Below are 15,877 nucleotides of genomic sequence, written 5' to 3' on the forward strand. Positions count from 1 at the left end.
AAGAGTCTGCCCGTTATCTAGTCGTAATCTTGGTGATGTGCGGTGTATCAGATGTGTGGGCGCGATCGTCGCCGACGCCGAGGGACGGCTCCTGCTCGTGCGGCGGGGCCGCCCTCCCGGCGAGGGGCTGTGGTCCCTGCCCGGCGGCAGGGTCGAGCCCGGCGAGACCGACGAGCAGGCACTGCGCCGTGAGCTGCGCGAGGAGACCGGCCTCGACGTCACCGTCGTACGGCTCGCCGGGACCGTGCTGCGGCCCGCCCCCGGCGGCGCGACCTACGAGATCCACGACTACGTCGCGACGGCCTCGGGCGTGCCGGTGGCCGGGGACGACGCCGCCGACGCCCGCTGGTGCGCGCCGTCCGACCTGGCACGGCTCCCGCTGACCGACGGCCTCGCCGACGCCCTCGCCGGATGGGGAATCATCCCCGGGGTCATCGTTCCGTGACCGTGCTGCGCCAGATCGTCAGATGGTCGTCGGCGTGGCCGGCCGACCTGCCGACGGCCACGACCCGGCTGCCGGAGACCGCCACCGCCCCGAGCCACTGCGCCCCCTGGCCGCCGAGACCGTCCTGGGTGAGCGCCTGGCGCGACCAGTCCACCCCGTCCGCGGAGACCCAGGCCGCGCTGTCGCCCTCGCCGCCCTCCGCGGACGACCGGTGCGACCCGACGGCGACGAGTCCCCGCCCGGTCGCGGTCACGTCGAGGACCGAGGCGGCGGCGTCGGCGGGCAGCGTGCCGTACTTCCACTCGGCGCCGTCGTCGGTGGACAGCGCCGAGAACGGGCGGGGGCCGTCCTCGGTCATCGCGGTGCCCACGACCACCATGCCCGCCTCGGTCGCGACCACGTGGCGCAGCCCGGCCGAGGTGGCGTCCGGCGGCAGGACCCGGCCCCGGGCGTTCCAATTGAGGCCGTCGGAGGAGACCCAGACCACTCCCGTCTCCCGGTCGGCGGTGCCCGACCCGCCGACGGCCATGAACCCGTGGGGGGTCGCCGTGACGTCGTACAGGCGCACACCGGCCCCACCGGCCGGCATGCTGCCCGGCGAGGAGCGGGTGAAGCGCTTGAGGTCGGGGCTGAACCACAGGGCGGGCAGCGTTCCCGTGGCCGAGCGGTCCTCCCCCGCGAGGACGTAGCCCTTCGGCCCGGCGGCCGCCACACCCGGCGCGAGCAGGAAGTGGCCCGCGGGCACCTCGATCGCCGGACCGGGCCGCCAGTTCCTCCCGTCGGCCGAGGTGACGACCAGCGGGCGGGTCACCGCCGGGTCGGTCGTCGTGCTGCCGACGGCGAGCCATCCCCTGGGGCCGTGCGCGACGCCGCTGAGGGCCTGGCGTCCCGGTCCGCCCAGCAGGTCGGGGAACGCCGCGTCCTTCCAGTTGGCGCCGTTGTTGCCGCTCGTCCAGATCGCGGCGTCGCCGTTGGCCGAGCCCACGGCGACGAACGTGCCGCCGGCGGCGGCGAGGTCCGCGGTGTCCCTGGCGAGCCGGTTGAGCCCGGCGATCTCCCTGAGCGGCACGCCGCGCGCCGCCTCGCCCTTTTTCGCGGTGATCAGCACGGGAAGGTTCTCCACGTCGCCGGGCCCGCGCTTGTCTCCGCCCGCCACGAGCACGCCCGCGTCGGTGACGGCCAGCCCGCGCAGGGTGCCCGGGATGCCGCCGAGATCGGCGCTCCTGGTCCACTCGCGGCCGTCGCGGCTGGTGTAGACGGCGTACCGTTCCCAGGCCGACTCGGCGACCGCCGCGATCCCCGCCGCCGACGCGGCCAGGCCCCGCACGCCGGTCCCCTCCGCGCCGAGCGGCCCTATCGTGCCGCACTGGGTCCAGTCGGCGCCCTCGGGCGAGCAGTAGACCCGCACCTCGCCGCCGTCCGACTTCTGCCGGGTGGGCACGAGCACGAAGCCCTTCGCGGTGACGGCCAGCGCGCCGGGCTCGGGCCGTACGTCCGCCAGGGCCGCGGCCGTACGCAGCCAGGTGCGCCCGCCGTCGTCGGAGCGCAGGACGACCGAGACCGAGTCGCCCGACCCCGGGTCGGCGAGCGCCACCACGCGGTCGCCCCGGGCGGCCACCGCCCGCATCGCGCGGACCTTGTCGGGGGTGCCGATCTGGTCGGTGTCCACCCTCGTCCAGCCGACGCCGTCGGGTGACACCCAGGCGACCGGGCCCGCCGTGCCGTCCCGCAGGGTCGTGGCGCCCACGGCCAGGAAGCCGGTCGCGGTCCGCGCCACGTCGGTGATCCTGTCCTGGCTCCAGAACGCGGTCAGCCGCGCGGGGTCCACCGCCGTCCAGGACCGGCCGTCGGAGGAGACCCACATGCCGCGCGCGGCCGGGCCCGCCGAGCCGGGCGCGTCGGTCCCGACCGCGAGCCAGCGGCCGTCGCCACCCGCGACCCTGCCGACCGCCCCGGGCTCGGACTCGTACCCCGGGGCGTCGGCGACCCGGCCCGTCTGCCAGTGCGCGCCGCCGTCGGCGGACACGAGGAACAACGGCCGGGTGAGCGGGCTCGTCGTGTCGCTGCCCGCCGCCACCACCGTCGTGCCCGCCGCCGCGAAGGCGTTGAGCACCTGGCTGGAGCCGTTGCCCGGCAGCCCGGGCGCCGCGAACGCCGCGTCGCCCGACTGGCCGTCGCCCGCCGCGAGGCGCAGTCCCGCCGTTGACGGGCCGCCGGCCCATTTGACGACGGCCACGCCCAGCACGGCGGCGGCGACGAGGACCACGGCGATCACCGCGGGAGCGACCAGCCGGGGTAGGCGCGGCGGGAACCGCCGGACCGGCAGCACCCGTCTGTGGCGGCGCCCGCCGCCCGCCCGGGGCGGGCCGACGGCCACGAGCGTGTCGGGACGCGCCGGACGGCCTCCCGGCGGGCGCCCGATGCGCTCGACCGGCTCAGGCGGCGTGTGCGTCCACACGTGCTCCCCCCGCCCACCGGGGTCCTCCTCGCGCAGCGGCCCCGACGGCGGGGTGTCGATCTCGGGGGCGCCCGGCCCGTCGGGGTTCTCGCGCGGGATCTGGGCGCGCCGCCGCCGTGGCGGCCCAGAGGCGACCAGCTTGTCCGGCCGGTTCACGATGCGGCGTCCCCGGCCCTCCTGGCCGGAGGACGCCGCCTCCCCCGCCGACCCGGCACCCTCGCCGTGCCGGGGCGCGGGGGAACCCGCGGGACCGGGCGGACCCGTCGCGCCCGCGCCGCCGGGCCTAGCGCGGTCCTCGGAGCGGCTGTGGCGCGGTTCCCCGCCCTCGTAGGGCGCCGCGTACGGCCTGCGGCCCGTCCGGGGTCCGCGGTCGCGCGGCGCGTCCTGATCGGGGCGCGGCGCCCACGTCTCCGGCGCCGTGTCCGGGCTGCCGCCGCGTAAGTCCGGGTCGCCCGAGTCCGGGTCGCCCGCGTCATCGGGCGCGTCGTCCGGCACGGGGGCGGCGAACGGAGGCAGCGCCCACGGGGACGGACCGGGCGGCCGGTGATGTAACTCCGGCGGGGGCGAGGGAGGGGTCGCCTGCTCGTCTGCGGCGCGCCGGCGGTCGCGCTCGTGGGGGCCCGAGGCCACGCTCAGTACCTCCTCCCCGGAGAGGTCGATCCGGACCGTTCCACCTGTGGTACGGCAAAGCGATCACAGTGATACCCCATCACGGATCCAGAGCAACACGGGAAGAGCCCCGGGGCCATACCTCTCTAGTGAGATTTATCGGGAGAGGGTCTGAATTGCCCACTTTCGGGCGATTATCAGCACGCCGACCCCGAAAACCGCGAACTGCACGGCCGATCCGATCAGCGCCTCCCAGGGCACCTCGCCCTGTTCCATCGCGCTGCCCATGTCCCCGGAGGCCGCGACGACTCCGAACGCCACGACGTTGTTGGTCACGTGCAGGGCGATCGGCGCCTCCAGCCCGCCCGTGCGGACCGCCAGCCACCCCATGAGCATGCCGAACGCGAAGACGTAGACGATCCCCCAGCCCGTGTAGCCGTGTGAGGCGGCGAAGGCCGCCGCGCCCACCAGGATCGCCGGCCACGGATTTCGCAGGTACGCCCCGAACCCCTGGATGATCCAGCCGCGGTAGGCGTACTCCTCGGCCGCCGACTGGAACGGCACCAGCAGCAGGATCACGACGATGGCCGGGAGGAACCGTTCCCAGCCCGCCCAGCGGAGTCCGGGATCCACCCCCGCGGACATCAGCGTCACGGCCTCGACGGCCTGCCCGAGCACGACCGCCACCAGCGCGACCAGCAGGCACACCCCCAGCCACCGCCACCGCAACCGCAGGGCCACCGACGACAGCGACCCCGGCGGTCGTCGCTGGAACAGCCACGCCGCGCCGAGCACCAGCGGCAGCAGCAGCGCGATGACCCCCAACTGGAACCCGAGGTCGACGACGGGATCGGCGAACAGCCGGGTTCCCGAGCGCACCATGGGCACCCCGGTGACCAGCGACACTATGAAGGCCACCAGGCCGGCGGCGATCGAGAGCGCCAGGAAGGCCACGATGATCGCGAGCGTGCCGGCGATCGGCCGCCACCAGCGGTGCGACGGCGTACGCGCCAGGCGGTCGTACCGGGTGCCGGGCGGGGGCGGGACGTCCCAGCGGGCACGCGGCGGCGGCCCCCACGGATAGGGACCGGGATAGGGGCCGGGATAGGGGCCGGGGTACGGCCCCGCATATGGCCCCGCATATGGCCCCGCATATGGCCACTGCGGCCGGGCCGCAGGGTGTGGCGGCGGCTGCGGCTGCGGCTGCGGCGGACCGGCCGGCCAGGCCGTCCCGCCGGCGTACGGTCCCGGCGCCAGATAGGGACCGGGCAGTTGGGGCGGCCCGGCGGCCGGATCCGGGCCCGGCTGTGGTTCGTTCATATGTCCATTCTTCGCGTACCGCGGCCGATCAGCTGGGCGGGGTGAAGGAGCTGGAACGGGGAAGCCCGGCGGCGCGGCCCTTGGCCGCCACCACCAGGGCCATCTTCCGTGAGGCCTCGTCGATCATCTCGTCCCCCAGCATGACGGCGCCCCGATTCTCGACCGTCGTGTAGTACTCGTACGCGTCGAGGATGAGCTCGGCGTGGTTGTAGTCCTCCTGGGACGGCGCGAACACCTCGTTGGCCGCCTCCACCTGCGACGGATGGAGCACCCACTTGCCGTCGAACCCCAGGGCGGCCGACCGCATCGCCACCCGGCGGAAGCCGTCCAGGTCGCGGATCTGGAGGTACGGCCCGTCGATCGCCTGGAGGCCGTGCGCGCGGGCGGCCATCAGGATGCGCATGAGGATGTAGTGGTAGGCGTCCCCCTCGCCGTATCCGGGGGGCTGCTCGCCCACGACCAGCGTCCTCATGCCGATCGAGGCCATGAAGTCGGCCGGGCCGAAGACCAGCGTCTCCAGCCGGGGCGAGGACGCGGCGATGTCGTCGGCGTTGACGAGCCCCCGGGCGTCCTCGATCTGCGCCTCGACGCCGATGCCGCCCTCGGGCAGGCCGGTGGCCCGCTCGATCTGGCCGAGGAGGGTGTCGAGCCAGACCACGTGGGAGGCGTCGGAGACCTTCGGCAGCATGACGCAGTCGAGCCGGTCGCCGGCGCCTTCGACGATCTCGATGACGTCCCGGTAGGTCCAGCGCGTGGTGAGGTCGTTGACCCGGACGACGACCGTCTTGCCCGTCCAGTCGCCCTCCCTGAGCGCGGCGACGACGTTGCGGCGCGCCTCGTCCTTGGCGCCGGGGGCGACGGAGTCCTCCAGGTCGAGGAAGACCTCGTCCGCGGCGAGGCCCTGGGCCTTCTCCAGGAAACGGGGGTTGCTGCCGGGCACCGCCAGGCACGAACGTCGAGCGCGCATGGGCCAACGGTAGCGCGGTGAATAGGCTGTGCCTCATGACCCTGGCGGTGATCGAAGAGGGCGCGAAGAAGTCCGGTGTGCTGTGGCTCGGCCTGCCGTCCGGGCCGCGGCTGGCCTGGCACGTGTGGCACGACGGGGCGCTCTACGTGGTGACCGGCGGCGAGGAGCGGTCCCTGCCCGGCCTGGCCGAGATCGCGGCCGAGCGCGGCGAGATCGAGGTCGTGCTGCGCAGCAAGGACAACGGCGCCGAGCTCGTCCGCTTCCCGGCCGTCGCCGAGGTGGTGGACCAGGCGGCCGCCCCCGAGGCGGTGGCCGCGCTGGCCAAGGAGCGCCTGAACGCCCGCGAGGCCGCCGGCCTGACCGCCCGCTGGGCCGAGCGGTCCACGGTCGTGCGGCTCACCCCCGCACCTGAGCCACCCAGCGCCTGAACCAGCCGGCGCCTGAGCCTCACACGCGTACGGTCTCCGTCACCTCGACGGCGTGGCGCTCCGAGCCGATCCGCACGGTCGCGGTCTGGGCCAGCAGGGCCCCGGCGAGCACGATCAGGCCCCCGGTGATCTGGGCGGTCCCCAGGCGCTCGCCGAGCAGCACCCAGGCGATCACCGCCCCCGCGATGACCTCCACCGACGCGACCGTCGCGCCGACCGCGGCCGACAGCCGCCGCACCGCGGTGACCCCCGTCGCGTACGCGACCACGGTGGCCACCACGACCAGCACCACGGCGGCCGCGGCGACCGGCACCGTGTGACCGGAGACCTCGACGGCGCGGGTGAACGCCGGCCAGTCGATGTTCCAGGGCCGGGAGAGCGGCAGCAGGACCACCGCCGAGCCGAGCATGCCCCAGCCGATCAGACCCAGTGTGTCCACGTCGTCCCCGAACGAATCGCTCATCAGGAAATATCCGGCGCAGCAGGCGGCGGCGACCAGGGCGAGCAGCAGCCCGAGCGCGTCGAGGCGCAGCCCCTCCCAGACCTGCACGACGATCGCCAGCCCGACGACCGCGATCAGCGCCCCCAGGTAGGCCGAGCGCGGCAGCCGTAGCCGCCGGACGAATCGCACCCACAGGACCACCATCACCGGAGAGGTGTACTCGATCAGCAGCGCCACACCGACCGGCAGCCGGGTGATGGCCACGAAGAACAGGGCCTGCACGGCCGCCACCGCGATCACGGCGTACGCGGCGAAGAACAGCAGGCGGTCGCGGGGAATGCGCAGCGCGTGCGGCCTGAAGACGGCCAGGACCGCCAGCAGGAGCACGCCGGCCCCCGCCATGCGGACCCACACGGCCTCCAGCGGCGTGAGCCCCGCCGTGCCGAGGACCTTCGCCATCGGTCCCGAGAACCCGAAGCAGAAGGCCGAGACGCCCGCGATCGCCAGGCTGACAGCCCTCATCGTCACCTGCCCATGTAATGACCAATAAACGGCTTGGATCCTGTCATAACACCGAGCGGTGCGCATCCTTGCGTAACCTGACAGAGTGGATCGGATCTTCGTGGCCCGCCTGGCGGGGCTGGCGGTCTTCGACCCGGCCGGCGACCAGATCGGCCGCATCCGGGACGTCGTCGTCTCGCTGCGGGGGCCGCTGCTCCCCCGGGTCCACGGCTTCGTCGTCGAGGTCCAGCCACGCCGCCGGGTCTTCCTGCCGATCACCAGGATCACCAGCATCGAGGCCCGCGCCGTCATCTTCACCGGCAAGCTCAACATGCGCAGGTTCGAGTGCCGGGACGCCGAGACGCTCGCCATCGGGGAGATGCTCGACCGCGCCGTCGACTACAAGGGCGAGCGGGTGACCGTGCAGGACCTGGCCATTGAGCAGCCGCGGCCGTCCGACTGGCTCATCACGAAGGTCGCGGTCCGCCGCGGGACGCGCCGCAGGGGCGAGACGCTGATCGTGGACTGGGACGAGGTCACCGGCTTCGCCGGGATCCAGAAGGACCAGGGCGCGGCCAACCTGCTCGCCGTCTTCGAGGCGCTGCGCCCGGCCGACCTGGCGAACATGCTGCACGAGCTGCCCAGCAAGCGGATGGCCGAGGTCGCCGCGGCGCTGGACGACGACCGGCTCGCCGACGTGCTGGAGGAGCTGCCCGAGCGCGACCAGGTGCTCGTGCTGAGCCGGCTCCACCGGGAGCGCGCCGCCGACGTGCTGGAGGAGATGAGCCCGGACGACGCCGCCGACCTGCTGCAGGAACTGCCCGCCGAGCAGGCCGAAGGGCTGCTGCGGCTCATGGTGCCGGAGGAGGCCGCGCCGGTCCGGCGGCTGCTGACCTACGGGGAGTACACCGCCGGCGGCATGATGACGACCGAGCCGGTCATCCTCCCGCCGACCTCGACCGTGGCCGAGGCCCTCGCGCACATCCGCCAGCAGGAACAGACCCCGGCCATCGCCGCCCAGGTGTACGTCACCCGCCCGCCGACCGAGACCCCGACCGGGCGCTTCCTGGGGGTGGCGCACTTCCAGCGGCTGCTCAGGGAGCCGCCGTCGACGTTGCTCGGCAGCGTGATAGACATCACCGTGGACCCGATCAGACCCGAGCTGACGGTGCACGAGGTGGCGTCGTACCTCGCGACGTACAACCTGGTCGCGGTCCCCGTCGTGGACGAGCTGTCCCGCCTGCTGGGCGCGGTGACCGTCGACGACGTGCTCGACCACATGCTGCCGGAGGACTGGCGGGAACGCCCATGACAGAACGCCTCGACCAGCCGCGTGAGCTGACCCCCCGCCTGCGGCTCTACTACGACCCCGAGGCGTTCGGCGAGTTCTCCGAGCGGTTCGCGCGCTTCCTCGGCACCGCGCGGTTCATCGTCTACATGACCGTGTTCGTCGGGGTGTGGCTGCTGTGGAACGTGTTCGCGCCGGCCAAGTTCGACCCCTATCCGTTCATCTTCCTGACCCTGATGCTCTCGCTCCAGGCGTCGTACGCCGCGCCGCTGATCCTGCTCGCGCAGAACCGGCAGGCCGACCGCGACCGCGTCCAGTACGAGCAGGACAAGACGACGGCCGAGCGCAACCAGGCCGAGATCGAGTACCTCACCCGGGAGATCGCCGGCCTGCGCATGGCGCTCGGCGAGGTGGCCACGCGCGACTACATCCGCTCGGAACTCCAGCGCCTGCAGGAGGAGTTGAGCGAGGCCGCGACGAGATCGCCCGGGGCGGGTTCGGAGGACACCCGCTGAGTCCATAGCATGGATTCATGGCACCATCCCCTGAACTGGTCATGGCCGCGCTGGCGACGGTCAACGACCCCGAGATTCGCCGGCCGATCACCGACCTCGGCATGGTCGACAAAGTGGACGTCTCCCCCGACGGGGTGGTGCGCGTCGGCGTGTTGCTGACCGTCGCCGGCTGTCCGCTGAAGGACAAAATCACCCGCGACGTCACCGAGGCGGTCTCCAAGGTCGACGGCGTCACCCGCGTTCAGGTGGACCTGGACGTCATGAGCGAGGAGCAGCGCAAGGGGCTGCAGACGAAGCTGCGCGGCGACCGCGGGCCGGAGAAGGAGATCCCCTTCGCCAAGCCCGGCTCGCTGACCCGAGTGTTCGCGGTCGCGAGCGGCAAGGGCGGCGTCGGCAAGTCGTCGGTCACGGTGAACCTCGCCGCCGCGATGGCCGCCCAGGGCCTGAAGGTCGGCGTCGTGGACGCCGACATCTACGGCCACTCGGTGCCGCGCATGCTCGGCGTGAGCGAGCGTCCCACCAAGGTCGAGGACATGATCATGCCGCCGGTCGCGCATGACATCAAGGTCATCTCGGTCGGCATGTTCAAGCCCGAGGGCAACACGCCGGTGGTGTGGCGCGGCCCGATGCTCGACCGTGCGCTGTACCAGTTCCTGACCGACGTCTACTGGGGTGACCTCGACGTCCTGCTGATGGACCTGCCCCCGGGCACCGGCGACATCGCCATCTCGGTCGCCCAGCGCATGCCCACGGCCGAGATCCTGGTCGTGACGACCCCGCAGCAGGCCGCCGCCGAGGTGGCCGAGCGCGCCGGGTCGATCGCCGCCCAGACCCACCAGCAGATCGCCGGCGTCATCGAGAACATGGCGTGGCTGCCCTGCCCGCACTGCGACGAGCGCATCTCGGTGTTCGGCGAGGGCGGCGGCCAGACCGTGGCCGACGCACTGACCCGCACGCTGGGCGCGCGGGTGCCGCTGCTCGGCCAGGTGCCGATCGACATGCGGCTGCGTGAGGGCGGCGACGAGGGCAAGCCGCTCGTGCTGACCGACCCCGACGCCCCCGCGGCGGCGGAACTGCGCCGGATCGCGTCCGGTCTCGGTAAGAAGCCGACCAGCCTCAAGGGCCTGAAGCTCGACATCTCACCGGTCAAGCACTGACCGGTCAGGTCGCCTCGTTGTCGTACGGCGGGATCTCCCCCACGCCCAGCTCCGGCATGGGGGAGGCCGCCGGCTCCGGCTCTACTCCCGGGGTGGCGTTCCAGTCCTTCTCGACGTCGTCGAGCAGGTGCTTGCGCACGAAGTTCTTGGGGTTCAGGTCGGCCGGGTCGAAGTTGGCGAACTCGGGCCCCATGTTGGCCTGAAGGTCCTCTTTCGCGCTGTTCGCCATCTGCCGCAGCTGCCGGAGCGTACGGCCCGCCTGCGAGGCGGCCTGGGGGAGCTTCTCCGGCCCGAACACGAGCAGGGCGATCACCACCAATGCCAGGGCCTCTGCCCAGCCGAGTCCGAACATGGTGATCTCCTCCTGCGCGTACGACTGAAATCAGACTAATGCCCGCGCCCCAAGCTGTGGACAGGTGATGGCCGGTTCACGAGGGACGTGCGCTGGGAACCGGTGCCGCGCCGACCGTGACCGTCGCCGTCCGCACCTCACCGTCGTGCCGGAATTTGATCCGCACCTTGTCGCCGGGGGCCTTGCTGCGGATGGTCACGATCAGCTCCCGGCTGTCGCCCACCGGCTGGCCGTCGACCTCGAGGATGACGTCCCCCGGGCGCAGCCCCGCCTTCGCGGCCGGTCCGCCGGGGGTGACCGGCAGGGCGCCCCCCGCCGTCTGGGTGGCGATCCGCACCCCCTGGCCCTGGTAGGTCTGGTCGATCGTGATGCCGATCCTGGAGGTACGGGCCGCCCCCGTGGTGATGAGCTCCTGGGCGATGCGGCGCACCTGGTTCACGGGGATCGCGAAGCCGAGGCCGATACTGCCGGACTGCTGGCCCAGCAGGGAGCCGCCGACCGTGGCGATCGCCGAGTTCACCCCGATCACCTCGCCCGAGGCGTTGACCAGGGGGCCGCCCGAGTTGCCGGGGTTGATGGCGGCGTCCGTCTGGATCGCGTTGATGAGCGCGTAGTCGGATCCGGTGCTGCCGCCCGCCTCGACGGGACGGTTGAGCGAGCTGATGATGCCGGTGGTGACCGTGCCGCTCAGGCCGAGGGGCGAACCGACCGCGATGACCGGGTCGCCGACGACCGCGCCGTCGGAGTTGCCGAGAGGAAGCTCCGGCGCTCTGATGGGCGCGTCGGGCTTCACCACCGCGATGTCGGAGTTCGGGTCGCGGCCGACGACTCGCGCGCCCGAGGAGGTGCGGTCGTTGTAGCGGACGCGGATCTCACCCACCTGTCCCGCGACGGCCACGACGTGGTTGTTGGTGACGATGTAGCCGCCCTTGATGACGAAGCCCGAGCCGGTGCCGGCCTCGCTGTTGCCCTTGACCTCCAGCGAGACCACGCTGGGCAGGACCTTGGCGGCCACCCCCGCCACCGACCCCGGCGGCCGGGCCGTGGGCTGCTTCGACGGCGCGCTGAGCGAGTATCCGGGGTCGATGCCGGATGCCGGACGGGTCAGCAGGAACGTCCCCCAGCTCGCCACCCCGCCCGCCACGAGCGCGATGACCACGGCCAGGGCGGCGTACAACGCGATGTTGGGGCCGCGCGGCTCGCTCTGCGCAGCGGCGGGATACAGCGGCGGCGGCGCCCAGCCGGGACCCATGCCGTACGCGCCGGTGGGCGGCGGGGGGCCGCCCGGGGCGGTCTCCTGCCCGGGAGTGCCCCACGGGCCCGGAGACGGCTCCTGGGAGGGCTCCTGAGGGGGCTCCTCGCCCGCGGGAAGGAACTCGGGCCGGTCCGACGCGCCGAAGGAACGCGTGTTGTCGGTCATCGCGGCACTCACTCCTTGCGCCCGGGGTCATCCGCTGGCAGCCACGCGGTACCGGCACCATGCCGGAAACCCTGAGGACAACGGCACACGACGGCTGCGGTGTCCGATCGTATGCCGTCTCCTCGGCTCAGCGCGAAAGCCCCCTGGTGACGCTCGGTGACGGGCTGGGCGACACGCTCACCACGGGCGCCCTGTTCTGGGCGGGATGCTGTACGAACATCTGCCCGGGCGTCGGATTCGGGGTGGCGGTGGATCCGCCGGCCATGAGCATGGTGCCGAGGGCGACGGCGGCGCCGGCCATTCCCACGGCGACGTATCCCGCGCGTCTGATCCTGCCGGGCCGCCCGGGGCCCGATCGTCCGCCGTCCCTGCCCCTGGGCCGGTTGTCCATCGGCCCGGCGGCGTGCATTCCGGGAAGCCGCCCGGCGCCGAAGGCCGGATGGTCGGGAAAGGGCCGCATCCGCGGCGGCAACGGCCCTCCCGGCTCCGCCATCCGCAGCAGCGACATGGTGAGGTCCGCGGGCATCGCGGGCGGGTCCATGGACCGCAGACGGGTCTTCAGCGCCCGCATCGCCTCGACCTCCGCGCGGCAGTCCGCGCAGAACGTCAGGTGCGCGAGCGCGCGTTCTCGCTCGTTGTGACTGAGTTCGCCGTCGATGAGCGCGGAGACGCGCTCGCCAAGATGACTCACAGTCCCTCCCTGCTGAATGAAGGGGGGGTTTGATCGCCGTTCCGGTTCGCCGAGGGCGCCCGGTGGTCGAGCGCCTCCCGCAGTTGGGCGCGGCCGCGGTGGATGCGGCTGCGCACCGTGCCGAGTTTCACGCCGAGCGTCGCGGCGATCTCCTCGTAGGACAGTCCCTCGATGTCGCACAGCACCACGGCCGCCCGGAACTCCGGCGCCAGGGCGTCGAGCGCGGCCTGGATGTCGGGCTCCAGGTGCGCGTCGTCGTACGCCTGCGCCGGGGACGGTTCACGCCCGTGCAGCCGCTCGGCGGCGTCGTCCGCGAGTCCCTCGAATCGGATGCGCTGCTTGCGCCGCGCCATGTCGAGGAAGAGGTTCGTCGTGATCCGGTGCAGCCACCCCTCGAACGTGCCCGGGGTGTAGCTCGACAGGGACCGGAAGACCCGGACGAAGACCTCCTGAGTGAGGTCCTCGGCGTCGTGGACGTTGCCCGTCAGCCGATAGGCCAGCCGGTAGACCCGGGCGGAATGAGTTCGGACGACCTCCTCCCATGTGGGAGGCGTCCAGTCGGACACCGAAGTCTCCGCCTGGTGGTCGTGCTCGTCCACCGGCATTCCTCTCTGCAGGATCGTCGCTACAGCCATAGTGCCTGGTTTCGCCCCTTCCTGCGCACCGCGGGCCGAGCGGTCTCGAACAAAGACCGTTCAAAGCGTGCAACGTCCCCGTTGTGGCGTGAGTTCCCGTTCCGGTCCGACTCCCCTAGGCTGCGACCAAGATGAAGCAGGGGAGGGAGAGGCCGATGGCGACACCGGCCAGCCTGGAGTACGCGGAGGAGTTCGTCCCGGAGGACGACATCCTGCGGACCGCGCGCCGGCGGGGCATCGAGGTCGGGGCGCACCCGATCCTGCCCGGGTGCGGAGCGGCGCTCTGCTTCCTCGCCACCGTGGTGAACGCGCGCTCGGTGGTGGAGGTCGGCACCGGGTGCGGGGTCTCCGGCCTGTGGCTGCTGCGCGGGATGCGCCCGGACGGCACGCTCACCAGCGTGGACGTGGAGCCGGAGCACCAGCGCATGGCGCGCCAGACGTTCGCGGAGGCCGGGTTCTCCGGCAGCCGGATCCGCCTGATCGGCGGCCGCGCGCTCGACGTGCTCCCCCGCCTCGCCGACGGCGGCTACGACATGGTCTTCTGCGACGCGGCCAAGCAGGAGTACATCGACTACCTCACCGAGTCGGTACGGCTCCTGCGTCAGGGCGGGGTCGTGGTCTTCTGCGACGCCTTCTGCGGCGACCAGGTGGCCGACCCGACCCAGCGCGACCCGGACACCGTCGCCATCCGGGAGCTGGGCAAGCTCGTCAGGAACGACGAGCGGCTGCGCCCGCTGATGCTGCCGCTCGGCTCCGGCCTGCTGGCCGCCGTGAAGCTGACCTGAGGCACACCGCCCTGAGCGGGCGTCAGGCGGTCAGGTAACGCAGGAGCAGGCGGACGCCGAAGCCGGTGCCGCCCTTGGTGATCTCCCCCTCGTCCGAGCCGGCCCGCGCGGGCCCCGCGATGTCCAGGTGCGCCCAGGGACGCCCGCCGGTGAACTCGCGCAGGAACAGCGCCGCGGCGATCGACCCGGCCGCGCCCGACATCGCCTTATCGACATTGGCCAGGTCGGCCACGTCGGAGTCGAGCATCCCGCGGTAGTCCTCGACGAGCGGCATCCGCCACAGCCGTTCCCCGCTGGCCTCCCCGGCGTCGACCAGCGCGGCGGCCAGCGAGTCGTCGGTCGAGTAGACGGCCGCGAGCGACTGGCCGAGCGCGACCTTGGCCGCCCCGGTCAGCGTCGCGATGTCGACGACGACGTCCGGGTCCAGCTCGGCGTCCGCGTACGCCAGCGCGTCGGCCAGCACCAGACGGCCCTCGGCGTCGGTGTTCAGCACCTCGACGGTGCGCCCGCCGTACTGGGTGATGACGTCCCCTGGCCGCTGCGCCGAGCCCGAGATGGAGTTCTCCGCGCATGCCACGAGGCCGGTGACCCGCACCGGCGCCTCGAAGGCCGCCAGCGCGCTCATCGCGGCGATGACGGCGGCGCCGCCCGCCATGTCCGTCTTCATCGCCTTCATGCCCTCGGTGGGCTTCAGGGACAGGCCGCCGGTGTCGAACGTGATGCCCTTGCCGGCGAGCACCACGTGGGCGCGCGGGTTCTCCGGCGTGTAGGAGAGCTGCACCAGCCGCGGCGGGCTGATCGACCCCTGCCCGACCGCCCTGATGCCGCCGAACTCGCCGAGCTCGGACTCCTCCCACACCCGTACGGCGAGCCCGGACTCGGCCGCGACCGCCTTCGCCTGGTCGGCGAGCCACGCGGGCGTCTTCACCGAGGACGGGGTGTTGACGAGGTCGCGGGCGAGCGCGGTGGCCCGCGCGACCGCCTCGCCGCGCTTCAGCTCCCGCTCGTCCCCGCCGACGAAGACGATCTCCCCCACCGGCTTGGTGCGGCCGTTGCCGATCGTGAACGTGTACGCCGCGAGCAGCGCCCCCTCGACCAGGGCGGCGGCCTCCCCCTCGGACGGGACGACGACCGACAGCGAGGCACGGCCCTTCGCCCGCCTCGCGACGGACGCCCCGGCCTTGCGCAGCGCGGCGGCCGAGCCGTCGCCGGTGCCGTACAGCAGGACGCGGCGGACGGCGCCGTCCCGTGCCACCGGCACCTCCACGACCTCGCCGGGCTCCCCCTTGGCCTCGTAGTGCGCGAGCAGCGCGTCCACCGGCACGGGCGACTCGAGCCAGGGCGCCGCGGCAGGGGTCAGATCAGGGCCGAAAGGCACGGCCACCAGGTCGGCGTCCGGCGCGGGCCCGGCACCCCGACTATCGTGAGCACCTCGAGGACCGGCGAGCACCGGCGTGGTCTCGATGGGCACGTCCACCTCCAACAGGGCGGCCCCGGGGCGGGATCACCCGCCGCCAGGGCCGTGAATCGAACAGGTCGGCTGATCAGATCAGCCGACCACCTTCTTCAGCGCGTCACCGAGGGCGCTGGCCTCGTCCGCGGACAGCTCCACGACGAGTCGGCCGCCACCTTCGAGAGGGACCCGCATGACGATGCCCCGTCCTTCCTTGGTGACCTCCAGCGGACCGTCACCGGTCCGCGGCTTCATCGCCGCCATGCGTGTATCCCTTCCCGCGTTGTCGGCCGCCCCGGAGGGTAACCGGCGTATTCACGTTTCTGTGATGTTCTATTATCCCGCCTCCGAGCTCAAAAAGGTAACGGCCCGGCTCCGGTCAGTGGATCAATGCGGGGCGGCACGCGTTGT

16 protein-coding genes are annotated in these 15,877 nt (G+C 72.9%); 6 read left to right on the forward strand and 10 right to left on the reverse strand.

The features are described from left to right. The first annotated feature begins 37 nt into the window (after positions 1–37). On the forward strand, positions 38–445 hold the full coding sequence (locus tag HHX41_RS23535) for an NUDIX domain-containing protein (RefSeq protein WP_310742139.1): 408 nt from the start codon (positions 38–40) through the stop codon (positions 443–445). Here the strand turns inward: HHX41_RS23535 and HHX41_RS23540 are convergent. The 3 genes from HHX41_RS23540 to HHX41_RS23550 form a co-directional block, all read right to left on the reverse strand. After that, complete coding sequence (locus HHX41_RS23540) at positions 432–3,533, reverse strand: hypothetical protein (protein WP_182907745.1); 3,102 nt, start codon at positions 3,531–3,533, stop codon at positions 432–434. The two genes, HHX41_RS23535 and HHX41_RS23540, sit on opposite strands and share 14 nt — an antisense overlap. A 135-nt stretch (positions 3,534–3,668) precedes the next feature. Then, positions 3,669–4,832 (reverse strand): CPBP family intramembrane glutamic endopeptidase, encoded by a 1,164-nt coding sequence (locus HHX41_RS23545; protein WP_182907746.1) that lies wholly within the window; start codon positions 4,830–4,832, stop codon positions 3,669–3,671. A 28-nt stretch (positions 4,833–4,860) separates the two neighbouring features. After that, a complete protein-coding gene (locus tag HHX41_RS23550) occupies positions 4,861–5,799 on the reverse strand; it encodes a CoA ester lyase (RefSeq protein WP_182907747.1) in 939 nt (312 codons plus the stop codon). A 35-nt stretch (positions 5,800–5,834) separates the two neighbouring features. Here HHX41_RS23550 and HHX41_RS23555 point away from each other — a divergent pair, with 35 nt between their 5' ends. Further along, positions 5,835–6,227, forward strand: a complete 393-nt coding sequence (locus HHX41_RS23555) for a hypothetical protein (RefSeq protein WP_259401240.1) — start codon at positions 5,835–5,837, stop codon at positions 6,225–6,227. 19 nt (positions 6,228–6,246) lie between these two features. Here HHX41_RS23555 and HHX41_RS23560 read toward each other — a convergent pair whose 3' ends face one another. Further along, positions 6,247–7,191, reverse strand: a complete 945-nt coding sequence (locus tag HHX41_RS23560) for a DMT family transporter (protein WP_182907748.1) — start codon at positions 7,189–7,191, stop codon at positions 6,247–6,249. 85 nt (positions 7,192–7,276) lie between these two features. Between HHX41_RS23560 and HHX41_RS23565 the strand changes: the two genes are divergently transcribed. From HHX41_RS23565 to HHX41_RS23575, 3 genes are read left to right on the forward strand one after another with little or no spacing between them, the layout of a single operon-like run. Beyond that, positions 7,277–8,482 carry a magnesium transporter MgtE N-terminal domain-containing protein gene (locus tag HHX41_RS23565; RefSeq protein WP_169987205.1) on the forward strand — a complete coding sequence of 402 codons (1,206 nt, stop codon included), beginning with the start codon at positions 7,277–7,279 and terminating at the stop codon, positions 8,480–8,482. Further along, positions 8,479–8,973 carry a DUF1003 domain-containing protein gene (locus HHX41_RS23570; protein WP_169987206.1) on the forward strand — a complete coding sequence of 165 codons (495 nt, stop codon included), beginning with the start codon at positions 8,479–8,481 and terminating at the stop codon, positions 8,971–8,973. The genes HHX41_RS23565 and HHX41_RS23570 overlap by 4 nt, the downstream gene beginning before the upstream one ends. 17 nt (positions 8,974–8,990) lie before the next feature. Continuing rightward, the gene (locus HHX41_RS23575) at positions 8,991–10,130 is read left to right on the forward strand and encodes an Mrp/NBP35 family ATP-binding protein (RefSeq protein WP_182907749.1); all 1,140 of its coding nucleotides are present in this window, start codon (positions 8,991–8,993) and stop codon (positions 10,128–10,130) included. Between the two features lie 4 nt (positions 10,131–10,134). On the opposite strand, the gene HHX41_RS23580 is transcribed toward HHX41_RS23575, so the two are convergent. The 4 genes from HHX41_RS23580 to sigE all read right to left on the reverse strand — a co-directional run bounded on the left by HHX41_RS23580 (position 10,135) and on the right by sigE (position 13,198). Then, positions 10,135–10,482 (reverse strand): sec-independent translocase, encoded by a 348-nt coding sequence (locus tag HHX41_RS23580; RefSeq protein ID WP_169987211.1) that lies wholly within the window; start codon positions 10,480–10,482, stop codon positions 10,135–10,137. 76 nt (positions 10,483–10,558) lie between these two features. Further along, positions 10,559–11,902, reverse strand: coding sequence for a S1C family serine protease (locus HHX41_RS23585; protein WP_169987213.1), 1,344 nt, complete (start codon positions 11,900–11,902; stop codon positions 10,559–10,561). A gap of 127 nt (positions 11,903–12,029) precedes the next feature. Then, positions 12,030–12,593 (reverse strand): anti-sigma factor, encoded by a 564-nt coding sequence (locus HHX41_RS23590; RefSeq protein WP_169987215.1) that lies wholly within the window; start codon positions 12,591–12,593, stop codon positions 12,030–12,032. Further along, positions 12,590–13,198, reverse strand: a complete 609-nt coding sequence (gene sigE, locus HHX41_RS23595) for an RNA polymerase sigma factor SigE (RefSeq protein ID WP_211593026.1) — start codon at positions 13,196–13,198, stop codon at positions 12,590–12,592. Before sigE ends, HHX41_RS23590 begins: the two co-directional genes overlap by 4 nt. 185 nt (positions 13,199–13,383) lie before the next feature. Between sigE and HHX41_RS23600 the strand changes: the two genes are divergently transcribed. Then, a complete protein-coding gene (locus HHX41_RS23600) occupies positions 13,384–14,013 on the forward strand; it encodes an O-methyltransferase (RefSeq protein ID WP_169987219.1) in 630 nt (209 codons plus the stop codon). Positions 14,014–14,035: 22 nt separating this feature from the next. Here HHX41_RS23600 and HHX41_RS23605 read toward each other — a convergent pair whose 3' ends face one another. Next, on the reverse strand, positions 14,036–15,484 hold the full coding sequence (locus tag HHX41_RS23605; RefSeq protein ID WP_182907750.1) for a leucyl aminopeptidase: 1,449 nt from the start codon (positions 15,482–15,484) through the stop codon (positions 14,036–14,038). A gap of 78 nt (positions 15,485–15,562) precedes the next feature. Continuing rightward, positions 15,563–15,730 (reverse strand): DUF3117 domain-containing protein, encoded by a 168-nt coding sequence (locus HHX41_RS23610; RefSeq protein ID WP_076433904.1) that lies wholly within the window; start codon positions 15,728–15,730, stop codon positions 15,563–15,565. Positions 15,731–15,877 lie beyond the last annotated feature (147 nt).

The organism is Microbispora sp. H13382 (assembly GCF_014161445.1).
In the GTDB taxonomy this organism is placed as follows: domain Bacteria; phylum Actinomycetota; class Actinomycetes; order Streptosporangiales; family Streptosporangiaceae; genus Microbispora.